General features: G+C 72.9%; 20 protein-coding genes. 4 read left to right on the top strand and 16 right to left on the bottom strand.

What is annotated here, in order from left to right:
• The first annotated feature begins 63 nt into the window (after positions 1-63).
• The 3 genes from ACIP9D_RS05780 to ACIP9D_RS05770 all read left to right on the top strand — a co-directional run bounded on the left by ACIP9D_RS05780 (position 64) and on the right by ACIP9D_RS05770 (position 4,916).
• Positions 64-1,521 (top strand): 3' terminal RNA ribose 2'-O-methyltransferase Hen1, encoded by a 1,458-nt coding sequence (locus tag ACIP9D_RS05780; protein WP_350868420.1) that lies wholly within the window; start codon positions 64-66, stop codon positions 1,519-1,521.
• On the top strand, positions 1,518-4,043 hold the full coding sequence (locus tag ACIP9D_RS05775; protein ID WP_350868422.1) for a polynucleotide kinase-phosphatase: 2,526 nt from the start codon (positions 1,518-1,520) through the stop codon (positions 4,041-4,043). Before ACIP9D_RS05780 ends, ACIP9D_RS05775 begins: the two co-directional genes overlap by 4 nt.
• Before the next feature lie 159 nt (positions 4,044-4,202).
• Positions 4,203-4,916, top strand: a complete 714-nt coding sequence (locus ACIP9D_RS05770; protein WP_350868424.1) for a VTT domain-containing protein — start codon at positions 4,203-4,205, stop codon at positions 4,914-4,916.
• Positions 4,917-4,972: 56 nt separating this feature from the next.
• On the opposite strand, the gene ACIP9D_RS05765 is transcribed toward ACIP9D_RS05770, so the two are convergent.
• The 15 genes from ACIP9D_RS05765 to ACIP9D_RS05695 all read right to left on the bottom strand — a co-directional run bounded on the left by ACIP9D_RS05765 (position 4,973) and on the right by ACIP9D_RS05695 (position 17,789).
• On the bottom strand, positions 4,973-5,350 hold the full coding sequence (locus ACIP9D_RS05765; protein ID WP_350868426.1) for a metalloregulator ArsR/SmtB family transcription factor: 378 nt from the start codon (positions 5,348-5,350) through the stop codon (positions 4,973-4,975).
• Positions 5,351-5,407: 57 nt separating this feature from the next.
• Complete coding sequence (pyrE, locus tag ACIP9D_RS05760; protein WP_350868428.1) at positions 5,408-5,947, bottom strand: orotate phosphoribosyltransferase; 540 nt, start codon at positions 5,945-5,947, stop codon at positions 5,408-5,410.
• A gap of 165 nt (positions 5,948-6,112) precedes the next feature.
• Positions 6,113-6,922 carry an SDR family oxidoreductase gene (locus ACIP9D_RS05755; protein ID WP_350868429.1) on the bottom strand — a complete coding sequence of 270 codons (810 nt, stop codon included), beginning with the start codon at positions 6,920-6,922 and terminating at the stop codon, positions 6,113-6,115.
• 9 nt (positions 6,923-6,931) lie between these two features.
• Positions 6,932-7,576 carry a hypothetical protein gene (locus ACIP9D_RS05750; protein WP_350868431.1) on the bottom strand — a complete coding sequence of 215 codons (645 nt, stop codon included), beginning with the start codon at positions 7,574-7,576 and terminating at the stop codon, positions 6,932-6,934.
• A 72-nt stretch (positions 7,577-7,648) separates the two neighbouring features.
• Positions 7,649-8,461 carry a hypothetical protein gene (locus ACIP9D_RS05745; protein ID WP_350868433.1) on the bottom strand — a complete coding sequence of 271 codons (813 nt, stop codon included), beginning with the start codon at positions 8,459-8,461 and terminating at the stop codon, positions 7,649-7,651.
• A gap of 117 nt (positions 8,462-8,578) precedes the next feature.
• Complete coding sequence (locus tag ACIP9D_RS05740) at positions 8,579-10,147, bottom strand: polyamine aminopropyltransferase (RefSeq protein ID WP_350868435.1); 1,569 nt, start codon at positions 10,145-10,147, stop codon at positions 8,579-8,581.
• Complete coding sequence (locus tag ACIP9D_RS05735; protein WP_350868437.1) at positions 10,144-10,935, bottom strand: hypothetical protein; 792 nt, start codon at positions 10,933-10,935, stop codon at positions 10,144-10,146. Before ACIP9D_RS05735 ends, ACIP9D_RS05740 begins: the two co-directional genes overlap by 4 nt.
• Positions 10,935-11,357: a DUF350 domain-containing protein gene (locus tag ACIP9D_RS05730; protein WP_350868439.1), complete on the bottom strand. Its 423-nt coding sequence runs from the start codon at positions 11,355-11,357 to the stop codon at positions 10,935-10,937. The genes ACIP9D_RS05735 and ACIP9D_RS05730 overlap by 1 nt, the downstream gene beginning before the upstream one ends.
• A gap of 34 nt (positions 11,358-11,391) precedes the next feature.
• The gene (locus ACIP9D_RS05725; RefSeq protein ID WP_350868441.1) at positions 11,392-11,817 is read right to left on the bottom strand and encodes a DUF4247 domain-containing protein; all 426 of its coding nucleotides are present in this window, start codon (positions 11,815-11,817) and stop codon (positions 11,392-11,394) included.
• Positions 11,814-12,320, bottom strand: a complete 507-nt coding sequence (locus ACIP9D_RS05720; protein ID WP_350868443.1) for a DUF2617 family protein — start codon at positions 12,318-12,320, stop codon at positions 11,814-11,816. The genes ACIP9D_RS05725 and ACIP9D_RS05720 overlap by 4 nt, the downstream gene beginning before the upstream one ends.
• The gene (locus ACIP9D_RS05715; RefSeq protein ID WP_350868445.1) at positions 12,321-12,944 is read right to left on the bottom strand and encodes a DUF4178 domain-containing protein; all 624 of its coding nucleotides are present in this window, start codon (positions 12,942-12,944) and stop codon (positions 12,321-12,323) included.
• An 81-nt stretch (positions 12,945-13,025) separates the two neighbouring features.
• Positions 13,026-13,862, bottom strand: a complete 837-nt coding sequence (locus ACIP9D_RS05710) for a hypothetical protein (protein WP_350868447.1) — start codon at positions 13,860-13,862, stop codon at positions 13,026-13,028.
• Positions 13,863-13,933: 71 nt separating this feature from the next.
• Complete coding sequence (locus tag ACIP9D_RS05705; RefSeq protein WP_350868449.1) at positions 13,934-14,314, bottom strand: hypothetical protein; 381 nt, start codon at positions 14,312-14,314, stop codon at positions 13,934-13,936.
• A gap of 143 nt (positions 14,315-14,457) precedes the next feature.
• A complete protein-coding gene (clpB, locus tag ACIP9D_RS05700) occupies positions 14,458-17,049 on the bottom strand; it encodes an ATP-dependent chaperone ClpB (RefSeq protein WP_350868451.1) in 2,592 nt (863 codons plus the stop codon).
• Between the two features lie 86 nt (positions 17,050-17,135).
• A complete protein-coding gene (locus ACIP9D_RS05695; protein WP_350868453.1) occupies positions 17,136-17,789 on the bottom strand; it encodes a helix-turn-helix domain-containing protein in 654 nt (217 codons plus the stop codon).
• 85 nt (positions 17,790-17,874) lie between these two features.
• Between ACIP9D_RS05695 and ACIP9D_RS05690 the strand changes: the two genes are divergently transcribed.
• The gene (locus tag ACIP9D_RS05690) at positions 17,875-19,011 is read left to right on the top strand and encodes an epoxide hydrolase (RefSeq protein ID WP_350868454.1); all 1,137 of its coding nucleotides are present in this window, start codon (positions 17,875-17,877) and stop codon (positions 19,009-19,011) included.
• Positions 19,012-19,173: 162 nt separating this feature from the next.
• Here the strand turns inward: ACIP9D_RS05690 and ACIP9D_RS05685 are convergent, their stop codons facing one another.
• Positions 19,174-19,437, bottom strand: coding sequence for a hypothetical protein (locus ACIP9D_RS05685; RefSeq protein WP_350868456.1), 264 nt, complete (start codon positions 19,435-19,437; stop codon positions 19,174-19,176).
• Positions 19,438-19,567 lie beyond the last annotated feature (130 nt).

The raw sequence follows: 19,567 nt of genomic DNA, 5'->3' as shown, positions 1-19,567 counted from the left end.
GGGGCCCCGGCCACGCACAAAACCGGGCGACGCAAGATCGATGCGGCTGCCACCATGGTCGGCGTGCTGCTCACCCTGACCACCACCCACCAGCCGGCGACCGACCTCGGTCACCTGCTGGTCAAGCATCCCGACCGGGCACAGGCCTTCGACGTGCCGGTCGGCACCGCGCACGTCTTCTACCCGGAGGCCGACGAGCAGCGCTGCACCGCCGCCCTGTTGCTGGACGTGGACCCGCTGCGGCTGGCCGGTGCCCGTCGCCGCGGTCGCGGCGGCTCGACGGCCACCCCGGAGACCTTCACCCTCGGCCAGTACGTCAACGACCGGCCGTACGCGGCGTCGAGCCTGCTCGCCTCGGCGCTGGCTAAGGTGTTCCGCTCGGCGCTGCGCGGCGAGTCCCGGGACCGGCCGGAGCTGGCCGCGACCCCGATCCCGCTGGAAGTGCGGGTGCCGGTGCTGCGCTGTCGGGGCGGCGCGGAGGTGGCGACCCGGGTCTTCGCCCCGCTCGGCTGGGCGGTCGAGGCCACCGCCCTCGCGCTGGACGAGCAGCACCCGGAGTGGGGCGACAGCCGCTACGTCGACCTGCGGCTGACCGGCACCCTCCGGCTCTCCGACGCGCTCAATCACCTCTACGTCCTGCTCCCGGTCCTCGACGACGCCAAGCACTACTGGGTGGCGCCGGACGAGGTGGAGAAGCTGCTCCGGGCCGGCGCCGGCTGGCTGGCCGACCACCCGGAGCGGGGAATGATCAGCCGGCGCTACCTCGCCCACCGGCGGGCGCTGGCCGGGCAGGCCCTGGCCCGCCTCGCCGAGCAGCGGCTCGCCGACGAGCCGGCTGTCGTCGACACGGTGGACGAGGAGACCGACGGAGCCACCGAGCGCCGGCCGTCGCTGGCGGCCCGCCGCCGGGAGGCGGTGCTCGCCGCCCTCGCCGAGAGCGGCGCCGGCCGGGTGCTCGACCTGGGATGCGGCGGTGGCGCGCTGCTCGCCGCCCTGGTCGGCGATCGCCGCTACACCGAGGTCGTCGGCACCGACGTCTCCCCGCACGCGCTGGCCATGGCCGCTCGCCGGGTACGGCTGGACCGGCTGCCGGAGCGGCAGCGGGACCGGATCACGCTGCGGCAGTCCGCGCTGACCTACCGGGACGACCGGCTGCGCGGCTACGACGCGGCGGTGCTGATGGAGGTGATCGAGCACGTCGACCCGCCCCGGCTGGCGGCGCTGGAGGACGCCGTGTTCGGTCACGCTCGGCCGGGCACGGTCGTGCTGACCACCCCGAATGCCGAGTACAACGTCCGCTACGAGGGGCTGCCGGCGGGCCGGTTCCGGCACGCCGACCACCGCTTCGAGTGGACCCGGGCCGAGTTCGCGGCCTGGGTCGACCGGGTGGCGACTGACTACGGCTACACCGCCCGGATCAGCGGGGTGGGTGACGAGGACCCGGAGGTCGGCGCCCCCACCCAACTGGCCGTGCTGACGCTCGCCGCGCAGGCCCCGACCCGGCAGGAGGACCGGCCGTGACCACCCTCGACATTCCCGAACTCGCGCTGGTGGCGCTGGTCGGCATCTCCGGCTCCGGCAAGTCGACCTTCGCCCGCCGGCACTTCGCCCCGACCCAGGTGCTCTCCTCGGACGCGTTCCGAGCGATGGTGGCCGACGACGAGAACGACCAGTCCGCCTCCGCCGACGCCTTCGACGTGCTGCACTACGTCGCCGGCAAGCGACTGCGCGCCGGCCGGCTCACCGTGGTCGACGCGACCAACCTCCAGCCGCACGCCCGGGCCGGGCTGGTCCGGGTGGCCCGGGAGCATGACGTGCTGCCGGTGGCCGTGGTGCTGGACGTGCCCGAGGCGCTGGCCTGGGAGCGCACCGAGGGGCGCGCCGACCGGACCTTCGGCCGCCAGGTGCTCGCCCGGATGCAGCGCGACCTGCGGCGTACGTACGGGCAGCTGGCCCGGGAGGGCTTCCGCAAGGTGCACGTGCTGCGCGGGATGGCCGAGATCGAGGCGGCCGAGGTCCGCTACGAGCGGCTCTACAACGACCGGCGCGAGCTGACCGGGCCGTTCGACATCATCGGCGACGTGCACGGGTGCCGGTCCGAGCTGGTGACGCTGCTGGGCCGGCTCGGCTGGCAGCTGCACCACGACGACCGGGGCCGCCCGGTCGACGCGACGCATCCGTCGGGGCGTACCGCGGTGTTCGTCGGCGACCTGGTGGACCGCGGCCCGGACTCCCCCGGGGTGCTCCGCCTGGTGATGGGCATGGTCGCCGCCGGGCACGCGATCTGCGTGCCGGGCAACCACGAGCAGAAGCTGCTGCGCAAGCTGCGCGGGCGCGATGTGCGGCTCACCCACGGCCTGGCCGAGACGATGGCCCAGCTGGCGACGGAGGAGCCGGAGTTCGCCACCACCGTGGCGGGCTTCATCGACGGCCTGGTCAGCCACTTCGTGCTCGACGGCGGCCGGCTGGTGGTCGCGCACGCCGGGCTGAAGGAGGAGTACCAGGGGCGCGCGTCCGGTCGGGTCCGCTCGTTCGCGCTCTACGGGGAGACCACCGGCGAGACCGACGAGTACGGGCTGCCGGTCCGCTACCCGTGGGCCCGCGACTACCGGGGTTCGGCGATGGTGGTCTACGGGCACACGCCCACTCCCGAGCCGGAGTGGGTCAATAACACCATTTGCATCGACACCGGCTGTGTCTTCGGCGGCCGGCTCACCGCGCTGCGCTACCCGGAGAAGGAGCAGGTCTCCGTCCCGGCCGAGCGGGAGTGGTACGCCCCGGCCCGGCCGCTGACCGCCGCGCCGACCCGCCCGGACCTGGTGCTGGAGCTGGCCGACGTGACCGGCCGGCGGCACATCGAGCACGGGTACGGCTCGCTGACCGTGCCCGCCGAGAACGCCGCCGCGGCGCTGGAGGTGATGAGCCGGTTCGCCGTCGACCCGCGCTGGTTGGCCTGGCTGCCGCCGACCATGGCGCCCTGCTCCACCGCGACCGAGGACGGCTACCTGGAGCACCCGGCGCAGGCGTTCGCCGACTACCGGGCGGCCGGGGTCGACCGGGTGGTCTGCGAGGAGAAGCACATGGGCTCGCGGGCCGTGGTGCTGGTCTGCCGCGACCCCGCGGGTGGACCGTTCGGACCGGGCGGTGGGGTGGTGCACACCCGCACCGGCCGGCCGTTCTTCGGCGAACCGCTGGACGCCGCGCTGCTCGACCGGGTCCGCCGGGCGGTAACCGAGGCGGGGCTCTGGGACGAGCTGGGCACCGACTGGCTGCTGCTCGACACCGAGCTGCTGCCCTGGTCGGCGAAGGCCGGTGGGCTGATCCGCGAGCAGTACGCCGGGGTGGGGGCCGCCGGGCGGGCCGCTCTCCCCGCGGTGCTGGGAGTGCTCGACGCGGCGACCGCCCGTGGGCTGCCGCTGACCGGGCTGCGGGAGAAGATGGCCCGCCGCGACGAGGAGGTGCGCGCCTACACCGACGCCTACCGGGCGTACGTGCGGCCGACGGATGGCCTGCGCGGGGTGACCCTGGCGCCGTTCGCGGTGCTCGCGGGGGCCGGTAAGAGCTACGCCGACCGGGACCACGGCTGGCACCTCGACGTGGCCGACCGGCTCTGCGCCGCCGACCCGGAGTTCTTCACGCCGACCCGGCGGCAGGTGGTCGACCTCGCCGACGACGAGGCGGTCGCCTCGGCCACGCGGTGGTGGCTCTCCCTGACCGCGGCCGGCGGCGAGGGAATGGTGGTCAAGCCGTACGCCGGGCTGGCCGCCCGGACCGAGCGTGGCTCGCTGCTCCAGCCGGGGATCAAGTGCCGGGGGCGGGAGTACCTGCGGATCATCTACGGACCGGGCTACACCGAGCCGGAGCAGTTGGCCGCGCTGCGCCGGCGTTCGCTGGGCCGCAAGCGCGGGCTGGCGCTGCGGGAGCACGGGCTGGGGCTGGCGGCGCTCGACGCGTTGGCCGCCGGGGCGCCGTTGTGGCGCCGGCACGAGCTGGTCTTCGCGATCCTGGCCTGCGAGTCCGAGCCGGTCGACCCGCGGCTCTAGCCGTCGTCCGGGCCGGCGCGCACCCGCGTCGGCCCGGGCTGCGGCCGGCAGGTGTGACGTCGAGCACCGGGCGTGTCGGACGGGCACCTAGACTACGGACGTGGCGTCGCCGGTGGCGGCTGAACGCCACCCCCACTGGTAGCCATCGGAGGTCCGCTCGTGCCGACGCCCACCACCACCCTGGCCCTGGGGCCCGATTGGCTCGATCCGGAGTGGTTGATCTCGACGTTCGGGCTGCTCGGCATCCTGGCCATCGTCTTCGCCGAGTCCGGCCTGCTCATCGGGTTCTTCCTGCCGGGCGACTCGCTGCTGTTCACCGCGGGGCTGCTCACCGCGGACGGGCAGTACATCACCTACCCGCTCTGGCTGGTCTGCCTGCTCATCACGCTCGCGGCGATCGCCGGCGACCAGGTGGGGTACGCGTTCGGCCGCAAGGTCGGGCCGTCACTCTTCCGCCGCCCGAACTCCCGGCTGTTCAAGCAGGAGAACGTGGTCAAGGCGCACGAGTTCTTCGAGAAGTACGGTGCCCGCTCGATCGTGCTGGCCCGCTTCGTGCCGATCGTGCGGACGTTCACGCCGATCGTTGCCGGCGTCAGCCGGATGAACTACCGGACGTTCGTGATCTACAACGTGATCGGCGGGGTGCTCTGGGGCACCGGGGTGACGGTGCTCGGCTACTTCCTCGGCCAGATCCCGTTCGTGAAGGAGCACATCGAACTCATCCTGATCGCGATCGTCGCGATCTCGGTGGTGCCGATCGCGATCGAGCTGCTCCGGGCGCGCATCGCGGCGAAGCGGGGTACGACGGCCGCCGAGCGGGCCGCCGCCGAGCAGGCGATCCGGGAGACCCGGGAGCACTACGGCAAGCACTGACCGGCCGGCCGTCCGGCGCCTTCCCTGCGGGGAGGGCACCGGACGATCGGTTCAGTTCAGCGGGCCTTCTTGGTGGCCCGCTTGCGCGGCGGAGTCAGCAGATCGGCGATCGTCGCGATCGCGCTCGGGACCAGCCGGTAGTAGGCCCACACACCGCGCTTCTCCCGCTCCAGCAAGCCGGCCTCGGTGAGGATGCGGAGGTGGTGGCTGACCGTCGGCTGAGAGAGGCCGAGCGGTGCGGTCAGGTCACAGACGCACGCCTCGCCCTCGGGGGCCGACTGGATCAGGCTGAGCAGCCGCAGCCGGGCAGGGTCGGCGAGGGCCTTGAGGACCCCCGCGAGACGCTCGGCATCGGCACGTTCGATCGGCTCGCCGGCAAGCGGCGAGATCTGAGGCATAGTCATTTCAGCCAACGCAGTTCCCACGATTTCCATCCTTCCACCAGCAGCATCGATCCGCCTGCATATCAGCAGATCCGAATCGGCAGACTTTTACGCCACAAGGCCGAGGTCAGCCAACGTATAGGCCGCCCGATACGGCAGTCCGGCGGCTCGCACCGCGTCGCCGGCGCCTCGATCAACAATAACCGCAACCCCTACGACCTCGGCCCCGGCCTCACGAAGCGCCTCGACCGCGGTCAACACACTTCCACCCGTCGTGGATGTGTCCTCCACCGCCAGCACCCGGCGACCGGCCACCTCCGGCCCCTCGATCCGGCGCTGCAACCCGTGCGCCTTACCGGTTTTCCGGACCACGAAGGCGTCCAGGGCCCGGCCGCTCGGCGCGGCGGCGTGCAGCATCGAGAGCGCGACCGGATCGGCGCCCAGGGTCAGGCCACCGACCGCGTCGTACGCCCAGTCGGCGGTGAGGTCGAGCAGCACCCGGCCGACCAACGGTGCGGCCTGGTGATGGAGCGTGACGCGCCGCAGATCCACGTACCAGTCCGCTTCGCGCCCGGACGAGAGCACCACCCGGCCGTGCACCACAGCCAGGTCAGTGATGAATTTACGCAGGTCGTCGTGGTCCCCCATGGCGATAGAGGGTACTGCGCAAGTCTGGGAGCCGGGTGTGGGGTCCACCCGGATCCATCCGCCGGGCGACCGATGAGTGGCGATGTACCACTACTCTGCGCGATCAAGCCGGATCAGTTGCCGGCAAAGGCCTGTGACGCCGTCGGAACGCCGCGTGGTGGCCGATCAGCGCTCGTCGCGGCCGATCCGGCCCCGGGTGTCCCGGGCGACCGCGTGCAGCAGCCGCTGAGGCGCGTGCCGCAGGCCGGCGACGGCGAACTTGTACTTCCACGCCGGAACGCTTACCAACTTGCCTTTCCGCAGGTCACGAAGCGCGCCGTCGACAACGTCGTCGGCCCGTAGCCACATCCACTCCGGAGTCTTGGACATGTTGATGCCGGCCCGCTGGTGGAATTCGGTGCGGGTGTAGCCGGGGCAGAGCGCCATCACCCGTACGCCGAACGGACGCGCCGACTGGCCGACCGATTCGCTGAAGTTGGTCACCCACGCCTTGCTGGCCGAATAGGTGGAGCCCGGCATGACCGCCGCGAACCCGGCGACGGAAGAGACATTTATCACTGCCCCGTCCCGCCGTTCGGTCATCGGGCCCAGCGCGGCAAGGGTCAACCGCATCACCGCGTGCACGTTGAGCCGGAGCAGTCGGGCCTCGTCCTCGACGGAGGATCGCAGGAACGGCTTGTTGAGGCTGATCCCGGCATTGTTGACCAGCAGGTCGATCGGGCTCCCGTCGGTGAGCCGACGCTCGACGACGGCACAACCGTCGTCGGTGGACAGATCGGCCGCGATGGTCTCGACCTCCCGACCGTGCCGGCCGGTCAGCTCGGCGGCCAGCTCACCGAGGCGGGCGGCGTCGCGGGCCACCAGCACCAGGTGCGAGCCGTCGGCGGCCAGCCGGCGGGCGAACGCCGCGCCGATGCCGGCCGTCGCGCCGGTCACCAGGGCCCGTCGCTCGGTGGAGGTGGAGTCGGGGGTCACGGGCGATCCTCAGCTGGGCGGGTACGGGGGCGTGGTGGGCGCCGGCGGGGCCGGGTGCGGGGCAGATGGAAACCCGGACGACGCGGCCGGGCGTCGGCGGAACCAGGCGTTCGCCGCCGGCAGCGCCAGCAACGCGGCTACCACAAGGTAACCGAGCGTCTGGCCGACGGAAAGCCCCGCGTTGAGCGGAATCCACCAGGGCGGGTAGGCGTCGCCGACCAGGTTGAGAAGTTCGGCGGTGGAGCGTTCGTCGGCGCCGAGCCGCAGCGGGGCGGCCCGCTGGCCGACCAGCACCGCGAGCCCGCAGCAGCCGCCGAGCAGGCCGAGCCCGCTGACCACCCAGGTGGCCACCCGGGCGCCCGCGCGGCCGCTGCCCAGGCCGACGGCCAGGCCGGCGAGGAGCACCCCGGCCAGCAGGCTGAGCACCGCGGCGACCACCCCGGACGTGCGAAGCAGCGTGACGATTTCGTCGATGTCACCGGCGGTGGCGGACGTGCCGGTGGCAGCGGACCGGAACCGGTCGACGGTGCCGCCGAGCACGAGCAGCCCGGCGACCGCATACGCGAGCGCGACGAGCGCCATCAGCAGCAGCATCGCCGTCGCCAGCGCGACCACGGGGGGACGGCGGGCCGGTGCCTGGTGCGGGTACGACACGACGGATCCCTCCGGTAGGCGTCGGGTTGCAACCTACTCGGAGGGACCGTCAGCGTCGCCGTTATCCGACGGTCAACTCACCGGCGGCGGGGTCGAGCCGGGTCGATCCGACGGGGGTGGCTGGTCGCCGGACTGACCCGGCGCCGGCGGCTGCCCCGACGGGCCGGGCTGGCTGGGCGGCGGGTAGCCCGGAGCCGGCGGGTAGCCCGGCTCGCCTGAGGGCTGACCGGGCTGGCCCGGGCCCTGCGGGTAGCCGGGGGCCGGCGGGTAGCCCGGGTAGGCGGCGCCGGGCACCGGCGGCTCCCAGCCGGCCTTCGGCTTGCGGAAGAACTCGTTCGACTTCGGCAGGGCCAGCAGGATCAGCGCGGCGAGCAGCGCGAGCACGCCGAGTACCCCGAGCACGGTGCTCAGCGGCGTGAACCAGCCCGGCAGCGCGTCGTCGAGGCGCCGCTGGATCTCCTCGCCGCTGGGCATGTCACCGCTGGTGCTGCCGCCGCCGGCACCGCCGAGGCCGCCCGCCGCACCGCTGATCAGGCTGCCGCCCGTGCAGCAGATCAGGATGCCGCCGAGGATCCAGGTGGTGATCCGGGATCCGTTCTTGCCGCGGTTGTTCAGCATGGCCAGCACGACCAGACCGATCGCCAGCAGCAGCACGAAGATCGCGGTGCCGATGCCGAAGGCGAAGGTGAAGTCGGCGATCGTCTCCGCGCCGTTCGCCTCGGTGCCGCGGTAGGCGTCCCGCAGCACGTCACGGATGGTGCCGATGGTCGTCAGCGTGATGATCAGATTGATCACCTGGAGGACGGCGAACAGGATCAGCAGGTAGCTGGAAATGGTCACCACGCTCGGCCGTGTGCGGGCCGGCGGGCGTTGGGGGTCGACCACGGTGCTCCTTCCCTAGATCGGGCCCACACCGTATCGGCAACCGGCCAACCCGGCATGCCGCGACGCCCCGGGGCCGGTCGGCAAAGGGCGAGGCGGAGCCCGCACCACGCCGGTCGGTCAGTAGCCCCGCCACTCCGCCCGGGCGTACTCGAGCACCCGCGGCTGCAGCAAGGTCGAGGCGGGGACCGTTATCCGGCCCCGGTCGGCGGGGAAGGTGGCCGCCGCGCGCAGCGTCGGCTCGTCCAGAAAACGCAACCGGGGCGCGTCGGCCGGCAGCGCCAGCGCGGGCGGGACGGCGCCGGGCCCGGCGAGCACGAACCCCCAGTCCCCGAAGGACGGCACGTCCACGTGGTACGGCAGGGTGGCGAAGCCGGCCGCGCGCAGCGACGCCTCGATCGACCAGTACGACCGGGGCGCGAAGTACGGCGAGCCGGACTGCACCACCAGCCGTCCGCCGTCGGCGAGCGCGGCGCGGACCAGCGTGTAGAACTCGACGGTGTAGAGCTTGGCGGTGGCCGTCTCGTCCGGGTCGGGCAGGTCCGCGACGATCGCGTCGAAGCGGGCCGTGTTGCTGCGCAGCCACCCGAAGGCGTCGGCGTGCACCACCCGGACCCTGGGGTCGGCGAAGGCGTCCCCGTTGAGCCGGCGCAGCTGCGGCTCGGTACGCGCCAGCACCACCACCGCCGGGTCCAGGTCGACCACCGTGATCCGTCGGATGTCGGGATAGCGCAGCAGCTCCCGGACCGCGAGGCCGTCGCCGGCCCCGAGCACCAGCACCTCGCCGCGAGCCCCGTTCAGCACCGGATGCACCAGCGCCTCGTGGTAGCGGTACTCGTCGACCGAGCTGAACTGGAGATCGCCGTTGAGGTACAGCCGCAGGTCGGTGTCGGCGTGCCCGACCTCGCGCACCGACCGGGTCAGCACGATCTCCTGGTAGCGGCTCCGTTCGGCGTGCACCACCGGGTCGCGGTAGAGCTGCTGTCGGGCGGTCACCTCGAAGTCGTGCGCGGTCAGCCAGGCGTACCCGAGGCAGAGGGCGACCACCACGGCGCCGGCCCCGAGCGCGACGCGGGACCGCCGACCCAGCTCCCGGCGGAAGACCGTGTAGACGAGGGCGAGCCCGGCCACGGCGTTGACCGCGCCGACCACGATCGCCCCCTTGAGCTGCCCGAAGACCGGCAACAGCAGGAACGGGAAGGCTAGCCCGCCGAGCAGCGCGCCGACGTAGTCGGCGGCGAACAGGTCGGCCACCGCGCTGCCCGCCGCCTGCTCCCGGATCCGTTGCAGCAGCACCATCAGCAGCGGAATCTCCGCCCCGATCAACAGGCCGAGCAGGAACGCCGTGCCGACCAGCGCCGGACCGTAGAGATCCAGCCAGGCGAACGCCGCGTAGAGGCCGAGCACCGAGAGCCCACCGAGCAGCGCCAGGGCCAGCTCGATCGCGGCGAACGCGGCGGCGGCCCGGGGCTGCAACGGCTTGGCGGCGAGCGCGCCGACGCCCATCGCGAAGACCATCACGCCGAGCACGATCGACGCCTGACCGACGGTGTCCCCGATGAGGTAGCTGCCGAGCGCGACCAGCGCGAGCTCGTAGACGAGACCACAGGCCGCACACACGAAGACCGCGGCCAGCACCGCCGCGCGGGCCGGCCGCCGGGTCGGGGGCGCGGGCGCCTCGGTTGTCACCCTCGCTCCGGCGTACGGCCGGCGGCCGCGTCCGCCGGACGCGGAGTTGCCGGCGTCGCCGTCGCGGTGGGGGGACGACGCTGCCGGCGGCGCTGGACCAGACCGACGGTGACCAGCAGCGCGGTGAGCAGCAGCAACCCGACGGCGGTGAGGAGGTAGCCCCAGCGGTCGCGCCACAGGTCGTTGCCGGCGTCGGGCAGCGGCGTCGGCGTCGACGCCGGGGTGGCCGCGGCGGCCGGCGCGGGACTCGCCGCACCGACCTCGGCGACCAGCAGCGGCAGGCTGACCGCGGCCCGGGTGACCGCCCAACCGGGGTCGTCGAGGAAGGCGTCCTCGGTGAGCCCGAACCGCGCCAGCCCGGTCCGGACGGTGCTGAGGTCGGACCGGTCCAGGTCGGCGGAGCCCTCGACATCGACGAGCGCGCTGTCCTCGGACTCGCTGCTCTCTGCGGTGTAAGTGATCTCCGCGGCAACCTGCACCCAACGCGGGCAGCGCGGATCGCCCTCGGCGGGCACGCCGTCGCCGAGGCTGGAGCCGACGTTCACCACCGCGCTGCCGTCCGTCAGCCGCCAGCCGTAGCAGATGCCCTGGGCGTCGGTCGCCCTCTTCAGGATCGGCACGGTGTCGGCCCGCTCGGTGGCAATGGGCGGGAGGACCGTGGTGCCACCGTCGTCGTCGGCGAGCGCGCCAGCGAGGCAGACCCCGCCCAGCACCAGAACGACGGCGCCGATCGCGACCGCCTTGGCCGCGCCGGAGGACTTCGTCGCCCCCCGCTTCCCGGTGGCCATCAGCTGATCGCGGCGGCGATGATCGCGCCGGTGGCCAGGTGGACGACGGCGGAGACCCAGACCGCCGGGTGCGGCTCCGGGTCGACCAGGAGCTGCCCGAGCCGGCCCGGGGTCACCGCGTCGAGCAGCAGGAACGCCGCCGCCATGATGACCAGCCCGAGGACGCCGTACGCGGCCGCGCCGACGATGCCGAGGACGAAGTCGTCCTCGCTGGCGGCGATCGCGGCGACCACGATGACGCCGACCCCGGCCAGGTTCGAGGCGAGCAGCAGGGCGGCGTTGCGGTTGCGGTCGGTCCAGATCAGTTCCTTGAGCCGGCCGGGGGTGGCCACGTCCACCAGGACGTAGCCGATGCCCATCAGCAGCACGCCGACCACCCCGTAGGCGAGGGTGACCAGCAGATCGGTGACGAGGGTCTGCACGGGTGCTCCAGGGGTGAGGGGTCGATCGGTGGGGCTACTTTCCGCTGCCGGGGCCGCCGCCTCGGACGGTGCTGCCACGTCCCCAGCCCCAGCCGGAGCCGACCGTGGAGTGGTAGCGCGGGTAGGCGGTGTTGAGTCGCTCCAGCAGGATCAGCGAACCGGCGGCGACCGGCAGGATGACCACCGAGTCGTCGTCGTAGCGCAGGTAGACGCCGCTGCCGTCGACGTACTGGTCGGCCGGTCGCCAGGCGTTGGTGACGTCCTCCGCCACCTCGCTGGGGGTGCGGGTCGAGGTGTAGGCGACGGCGTCCCGGCCGATGTCCTGGCCGGCTGCGCGGGTGTACCGGTCCTCGACGTAGCCGCGCGGGGAGAAGTTGCCGTAGAAGATCGCGAAGGCGGCCAGCAACGCGCCGATGACCGCGAACGCCACCCCCACCACGAACCAGCGTCGGTACGTCATCGCAGTGCCACCACCGTCTCGGTCAGGACCAGCTCGTTGGTCTGCGGATAGGCGTGCCAGGTCCGCCAGCCGAGGGCGCCGACGGGCGGCTCGGGCCGGACGGCGAGCGCGGTGACCGCGTCCGGATCGCCGGGGAAGACACCCACCAGGGCGTACGGGTCGTCGGCCAGCTCCGCGCGGAGCGCGGCGACCCGGTCACGCAGGCCGGTGCCGGCCGGCCGGAGCACGGTCGCGGCGAACCGGTAGCCGGTGGCCTCGTCGAGCAGCGCCGCGGGCAGCTCGGGCGGCCGACCGGGCAGGCAGGCCACCGTCTCGGTCAGCGAGACCTCGCCCGCTCGGAGCAGCACCTGGTGCGAGGCGCCGAGCAGCCGCAACCGCAACCGGACCGCCCCGGGCAGGTCGAGGTCGAGCACGTGCAGCGCGGGGCGTTCCACGTCGTCGCGGGCGAGGCTGAGGTCGGCGGCGCGGGTGTCGACGTACGGGGCGTCGAGGGTGACCAGCACTCAGTCCTCCCCGGCCTGCGGGTAGATCATCACCTCTGCACGGTGCAGCAGCTCGCCCCGGGCCACTTCCCAGCCCGCTTCCCCGTACGCCTCGAAGGAGAGCCGGGCGCCGCCGGGCGCCTGGTAGTCGTGGTACCGCATGGTGCCGGCCGGGTCGAGACCGGTGGCGCCGATGGCCGTGTAGCGGGCCTGGCCGGACTCGTCCCAGCTGTAGCGGCGGCCGGCGAAGTCGATGGTCGGGGCGCCGGGGGTGACGGTGGCACCGGGCTCGGCGGCCCAGAGCACCAGCTCCAGGTCCGGGCCGTCCTCGACGGAGAGCCAGCGCCGGACGCCGCCCGCGTCGTCGAGCAGGTGCTCCGCCCAGCTCCAGCCCCCCTCGACCAGGCGGATGGTGCCACGTACCACGTAGGACACCTGGCGGATCTCCACGACGTCGCCGGCGCGGAGCCGGCGCGGGTCACCGCGCAGCACGTCGGCGTCGGCGTCCCGCAGCGGGTCAGCCGCCTGCGTCCGGCCGGACGGCCGGGTGCGGGACCGGCGCACGGCCAGCACGGCGACCACCACCCCGGCCACCCCGACCAGGCAGCCCACGGCCGTCACCAGGTACGCCACCGAGCCGTTCACCGACCACCTCCCCTGTCACGTCGGCGCAGACGGTAACAACCCCGTGCACCGGTGAGCGCCCGCTGACGCTCGACTGAGCACTCAGTCACCGGCAGGCGACCGATCCGAGACCGGGCCCTCCGGCCCGGCGGGCGGCGCGGCGGGGGCCAGGTGCACCGCCGGATCCGGGCAGATCAGGTAACCCGGCGGCGCCGGATAGCCCGGGGGAATCGGGTAGCCGGGCGGCACGGGGTAGGAGATCGCTGGCAACGGGTAGCCGACGGGCGGCACCGGCAGGGCCGGCGACGCGGCCCGGGGGACGAACCAGCGGTGCGCCGGCGGCAGCGCCACCAGCAGCACCACCGCCACGGTCAGCACCAGCACCATGAGGATCCCGACCCCGGCCAGCGGGAAGAGCACCGCGTCGAAGGGGTTCGAGCTGTCGTAGAGGGCCTGCATGAACGGCGACTCCTGCCAGGAGTCGCCGTCCGGCCCGGTCGGTGTCTCCTCCGGAAACGTCTCGTCCTCGATGCCGCCGGCAAAGATCAGCGGAACGAAGAACGCCCCGGAGCAGCCCTGGGCCAGGCAGATCAGCAACTGGGCGCCACCAGCCACGAAGACCAGGATCCTGGCGGTGTTGCCGCCGCGGCGCAGGGGCAGCGCGGTGGCGGCCAGCCAGAACGCCAGCACCAGGGCGGGTATGCCGAGGATCAGCGCCATGGTGATGTTGATCCACCGCTCGCCGCGTACCTCGTCCGGGTCGGCGTCGGGCACCAGCCGCACGGCCCGGTCGATTTCGCCGTCCCACTGCACCGCCTGCGCGATGACCAGCGCGACCAGCGCGAGCAGGACCAGTACGGTGGCGAGCTGCGCCCAGAAGGCGATGGTGACCGTGACGGGTCGGGGTGGGCGTGCCGGAGCGCCGGCGGGCGGGGTCATGGCTCGGAAAGCTACGGCTCACCGGCCCGGTGGCGGCAGACCCGATCGGGCAGCCTCCACCGGAGAAAGGATCACGCTTCGGTGAGCCGCTGCGTGGCGTACTCGCGGAGCGTGGCGCGGTCCATCACGCAGCCGGTGAAGGTGGTGAACTCGGCCGGATCGTCGCGCAAGGCCGTCCAGGCGGCGCGCGCCGCCGCCGGGTCGATCCGTTCCAGCAGGGTCGCCGCGTACGCCCGCCCGGCCGGCGTACCCCGGTCGAGCAGCCGGTCGATCTGCTCGCGTACCTCCTCGGGGCGCTCGGCCAGCGCGGCCTCGACCCGCTGGTACGCCTCGGTGACCGGCAGCAGCGTGCCGGCGAACCCCACCCCGCCGAAGGCCACCGTGTCGGCCCGCGCCAGCTCCTCGACGGCGGCTGCCAGTTCCCGGTCCCGCTTCCCACCGATCCCGAACATGCCCCCATCCTTTCCCCGCCCCGACCCGCCCCACCCTGTTGATCAAGAGGTTTGCGTCAGCGGAAGCCGTCTCCGTGACGCAAACCTCTTGATCACCGGCCTGGTCGCTCGGGGTGGGTGGGAGGGTGGGGGGTGGGGGTGGGTTAGGCGGGGGTTACGGACAGGGCGTCCTTGGTGTCGGCCAGGTCGACCTTGACGGTTTGGCCGTCCCGGATCTGGCCGGCGAGCAGGGCCTTGGCGAGCTGGTCGCCGATGGCCGACTGCACCAGCCGGCGCAGCGGGCGGGCGCCGTAGATCGGGTCGTAGCCGTGCTCGGCCAGCCAACCGCGGGCCGCCTCGGTGATCTCCATGCCCAGCCGGCGATCGGCGAGCCGACGGCTCAACCGGGTCAACTGGATGTCCACGATCGACCGCAGGTCGTCACCGCGCAGGGCGGCGAAGACCACGATGTCGTCCAGCCGGTTCAGGAACTCCGGCTTGAAGTGCGTGCGGACGACGGCCAGCACGCCCTCGCGACGCTGCTCATCGGTCAGCGTCAGGTCGCTGATCACCGACGACCCGAGGTTGGACGTGAGGATCAGGATCGCGTTGCGGAAGTCCACCGTCCGGCCCTGCCCGTCGGTGAGCCGACCGTCGTCGAGCACCTGGAGCAGGATGTCGAAGACGTCCGGGTGGGCCTTCTCCACCTCGTCCAGCAGGATCACCGAGTACGGCCGTCGACGCACCGCCTCGGTGAGTTGGCCGCCCTCCTCGTAGCCGATGTAACCGGGCGGGGCACCGACCAGGCGGGCGACGGAGTGCTTCTCGCCGTACTCGCTCATGTCGATGCGGACCATGGCCCGCTCGTCGTCGAAGAGGAACTCGGCGAGCGCCTTGGCCAGCTCGGTCTTGCCGACGCCGGTCGGGCCGAGGAAGAGGAAGCTGCCGGTCGGTCGGTCCGGGTCGGCCACGCCGGCCCGGGCGCGGCGGACCGCGTCGGAGACCGCGCCGACCGCCTCGGCCTGGCCGACCACCCGGCCGCCCAGCGACTCCTCCATCCGCAGCAGCTTGGCGGTCTCGCCCTCCAGCAGCCGGCCGGCGGGGATGCCCGTCCAGGAGGCGACCACGGCGGCGATGTCGTCGGCGCCGACCTCCTCCTTGAGCATGGCGCCGTCGGCCTGGAGCCGGGCCAGCTCCTCCTCGGCCTGCTTCAGCTCGACCTTGAGCGCGGGAATTCGGCCGTAGCGCAGCTCGGCGGCGCGCTCCAGCTCACCGTCACGCTCGGCCCGCTCGGCCTCGCCCCCGAGCCGCTCCAGCTCCTCCTTGGCCGTGGAGAGCTTGGTGATGTGGCTCTTCTCGGTCTGCCAACGCTCGGAGAGCGCGGTGAGCTGTTCGCGCTTGTCGGCCAGCTCCTTGCGCAACCGCTCCAGCCGCTCGGCGGAGGCGGCGTCCGGCTCCTTGGCCAGCGCCATCTCCTCGATCTCGAGCCGGCGCACCGCCCGCTCGATCTCGTCCACCTCGACCGGCCGGGAGTCGATCTCCATCCGGAGCCGGGACGCGGACTCGTCGACCAGGTCGATCGCCTTGTCCGGCAGGAACCGGTCGGTGATGTAGCGGTCGGAGAGCGACGCGGCGGCGACCAGGGCGGCGTCGGTGATCCGGACGCCGTGGTGCACCTCGTAGCGCTCCTTGAGCCCGCGCAGGATCCCGATGGTGTCCTCGATGGTCGGCTCGCCGACCAGCACCGGCTGGAAGCGGCGCTCCAGCGCCGGGTCCTTCTCGATGTGCTCGCGGTACTCGTCCAGCGTGGTGGCGCCGACCATGCGCAGCTCACCACGGGCGAGCATCGGCTTGAGCATGTTGCCGGCGTCCATCGAGCCCTCGCCCTTGCCGGCGCCGACGACCGTGTGCAGCTCGTCGAGGAAGGTGATGACCTGTCCGTCGGAGTTCTTGATCTCCTCCAGCACGGACTTCAGCCGCTCCTCGAACTGGCCGCGGTACTGCGCGCCGGCGACCATCGCCCCGAGGTCGAGCGAGACCAGCTTCTTGTCCCGCAGCGACTCGGGCACGTCGCCGGCGACGATGCGCTGCGCCAAGCCCTCGACGATCGCGGTCTTGCCGACGCCGGGCTCCCCGATCAGCACCGGGTTGTTCTTGGTACGCCGGGACAGCACCTGGATCACCCGGCGGATCTCGGAGTCCCGGCCGATCACCGGGTCGATCTTGCCGTCGCGCGCGCTGGCGGTCAGGTCGACGCCGTACTTGGTCAAGGCCTGGTAGGTCTGCTCGGGATCGGCCGTGGTCACCCGCCGGTCCCCGCCGCGTACGGACGGGAAGGCGGCGACCAGGTTCTCCTCGGTGGCGCCGGCGTCCTTCAACGCGTTCGCCACCGCACCGCCCACCCGGGCCAGGCCGGCCAGCAGGTGCTCGGTGGAGGTGTACTCGTCGCCGAGCGGCCGGGCGATCTGCTCGGCGGCGCCGATGGCGTTGACGAACTCGCGGGCCAGCGTGGGCTCGGCGATGCTGGATCCGCGCGCGGCGGGCAGGGCGTCGACCGCGCGCTGGGTGACCCGGCGCAGCTCGGCGGGGTCGGCCCCGACGGCGCGCAGCAGACCGGCGGCGGTCGAGCCCTCGGTGTCGAGCAGTGACAGCAGCAGGTGCCAGGGTTCCACGGTCGCGTGGCCGCGCTGGTTCGCCAGCGCGACGGCACCGGTGATGGTTTCGCGGCTCTTGGTGGTGAGACGTTCCGTGTTCATGGGCTCCCCCGGATAGGCGTGTCCACTGGGAAACGACACAACCAGAGTTGAGCCTATTCCGCTCAACTCCGATGCTGTGACGCCCATCACTTCCGCGGTCGCCACCGCCAGTCGAACTCGCCGGCCGCGGGCGGCGGGCCGGGCAACGGCTCGGCGTCGTCGCGCGCGGTGAGGCCGTCCAGCAGCACCGCGAGCTGTCGCCGGCGCAACTGCCGAGTCCGATCCGGATCAGGTACGCGGATCGCGGCGCAGGACTCCAGCACCAGCCCGAGGTCCTGGACCACGACGTCGGACCGGAGCCGACCACTCGCTCGCGCCCGGTCGAAGATGGCGGTCGCCAGCCCGTTGGCGCGCATCGCGTCCCGGCCCATCTCCTCGGTCGGGGTGAACGTGCCGGCCAGGTGGACGGTGAGCGAGTGCACGTCGGCGTCGACCACCCGGGCCAGGAATCCGCTGAACGCGGCCCAGTCGTCCGGCTCGGCGAGGGCCGCCTCGGCCTCGGCGACATACCGGCGTAGCCCGTCGTGGCAGAGCTGGCGCAGCAGGTCCTCCTTGCCCGCGTACCGCCGGTAGAGCGCGCTGATGCCGACGCCGGCGCGTTCGGCGACGGCGGCGATCGGCGCCTTGGGGTCGTCGAGGAAGACCGCGCGGGCGGCTTCGAGGATCACCTCGTTGTTGCGGGCGGCCTGGGCGCGGCGACCGGCCAGCGGCGCGTCCGTCTTTCCGGGGGGAGTCGGCATGACTTCAGACTAACAGTGGAACGGATCGTTCCGGTCTGCTACTGTCATTGCAGAACGAAACATTCCGTTCCGAAGGAGTATCGAGATGACCGGCACCGCGATCCGCCCGTTCCGCGTCGAGATCCCGCAGACCGCCCTCGACGACCTGGCCGCGCGGCTGAGCCGCACGATCTGGCCCGCCGAGCTGCCCGGCGTCGGCGACGCGTACGGGATGAGCACCGACCGGGTGCGCGCCCTCGTGGACCGGTGGCGGGACGGGTTCGACTGGCGGGCCGTCGAGGCCCGACTGAACGCCCACCCGCAGTTCGTCACCGAGATCGACGGCGAGCAGATCCACTTCCTGCACGTCCGGTCCTCCCGGCCGGACGCCACCCCGCTGGTGCTCACCCACGGTTGGCCCGGCTCGGTGCTGGAATACCTGGACGTGATCGCCCCGCTCACCGAGCCGACCGCACCGGACGCGCCGGCCTTCCACCTGGTCATCCCGTCGCTGCCCGGCTTCGGGCCGTCCGGCCCGACCCGCAGCACCGGCTGGAATCGGTTCCGCACCGCCCGCGCCTGGGCCGAGCTGATGAACCGACTGGGGTACGACCGGTACGGCGCGGTCGGCAACGACGCCGGCTCGATGGTCGCGCCGGAGCTGGGCCGCATCGACCCGGAGCACGTGCTCGGGGTGCACGTCACCCAGCTCTTCTCGTTCCCCTCCGGAGACCCGGCCGAGTTCGCCGGGCTCTCTGCGGCCGACCAGGCGGCGCTTCAGCACCTCCAGTGGTTCTACGAGAACAAGTTCTCCTTCAACCAGGTGCACAGCCAGCAGCCGCAGACGCTGGCGTTCGGGCTGGCGGACTCGCCGGTCGGGCTGCTGGCCTGGAACGCGCAGCTCTTCGACGAGAGCCTGGACGCGGACTTCATCCTGGCCAACGTCGCGCTCTACTGGTTCACCGGCACGGCCGCCTCGGCGATCCGGTTCTACTGGGAGGACGCGCACGCCGGCCAGCCGCCGACCGACCCGACCACCGTGCCGACCGCCCTGGCCATGTTCCCCGGCGACTTCCAGTCGATCCGCCGCTTCGCCGACCGGGACCACGCCAACATCGTGCGGTGGACGTCGTACGACACGGACGTCGACGGGCGCGGCGACGTCGGCGGCCACTACGCCGCCCACCAGGCCACCGACGTGCTGACCGCCGACATCCGCGAGTTCTTCGCCAGCCTGCGCTGACCATGGCGCACCCGGTGCCCGCCCCGCTCGCCGCCGGGGCGGGCGCCGCCGCGTCCCGGGTTGATCCACTCGACTTCCGGGAAGTCGGGGTGTCCGAGCAGTTCGGATGCCCCGACTTCCCGGAAGCCGAGTCGATCATTCAGGTAGCAGCTCCCGTGACCGTCAGCCCCTGGTCCGCCGGGGCAGGCGGGCGGTGCAGGGGGTCTCGTGGTCGGCCCGCAGCACACAACGGCGGCCACCGTCGAGCCGCCGATCGCAGAAGACCCAGTGCCGTACCCCCTGGTTGTCCTCGGTGGAGACGGTGATCCCGCCGAGGTCGATCCGGGCGAGGAAGGCCAGCGACCGGCCGGCGGTCCGGCCCAGCATCTTGGCGCGGGCCAGGTCCGGCGCGGCGACCGGTAGATGGATGACGTAGCGCCCGCTCATCGCCGCCGCCCCAGGTCAGGCATGAGTCGTGGTCCTCTCCTCGCGGTGCGGTGGAAGAAGCAGGGCCGGGACGAACCACGGGGGAAGTTCGCCCCGGCCTGTTGAGCGCCCCAGTGCCATCCGGAAGCGT

The sequence above is a fragment of the Micromonospora sp. NPDC093243 genome (assembly GCF_044753725.1).
Classification (GTDB): Bacteria; Actinomycetota; Actinomycetes; order Mycobacteriales; family Micromonosporaceae; genus Micromonospora.
Note: the sequence above shows the minus strand (reverse complement) of the source record. Positions and strands in the feature narration are given on the sequence as shown.

Bases quoted from the DNA above. Each gene is read 5' to 3' on its own strand.
- ACIP9D_RS05765 (WP_350868426.1), bottom strand. From the start codon at position 5,350: ATGGAAATCGTGGGAACTGCGTTGGCTGAAATGACTATGCCTCAGATC.
- pyrE (WP_350868428.1), bottom strand. From the start codon at position 5,947: ATGGGGGACCACGACGACCTGCGTAAATTCATCACTGACCTGGCTGTG.
- ACIP9D_RS05735 (WP_350868437.1), bottom strand. From the start codon at position 10,935: ATGGCCACCGGGAAGCGGGGGGCGACGAAGTCCTCCGGCGCGGCCAAG.
- ACIP9D_RS05725 (WP_350868441.1), bottom strand. From the start codon at position 11,817: ATGACGTACCGACGCTGGTTCGTGGTGGGGGTGGCGTTCGCGGTCATC.
- ACIP9D_RS05710 (WP_350868447.1), bottom strand. From the start codon at position 13,862: ATGACCCCGCCCGCCGGCGCTCCGGCACGCCCACCCCGACCCGTCACG.
- ACIP9D_RS05705 (WP_350868449.1), bottom strand. From the start codon at position 14,314: ATGTTCGGGATCGGTGGGAAGCGGGACCGGGAACTGGCAGCCGCCGTC.
- clpB (WP_350868451.1), bottom strand. From the start codon at position 17,049: ATGAACACGGAACGTCTCACCACCAAGAGCCGCGAAACCATCACCGGT.
- ACIP9D_RS05695 (WP_350868453.1), bottom strand. From the start codon at position 17,789: ATGCCGACTCCCCCCGGAAAGACGGACGCGCCGCTGGCCGGTCGCCGC.
- ACIP9D_RS05690 (WP_350868454.1), top strand. From the start codon at position 17,875: ATGACCGGCACCGCGATCCGCCCGTTCCGCGTCGAGATCCCGCAGACC.
- ACIP9D_RS05685 (WP_350868456.1), bottom strand. From the start codon at position 19,437: ATGAGCGGGCGCTACGTCATCCATCTACCGGTCGCCGCGCCGGACCTG.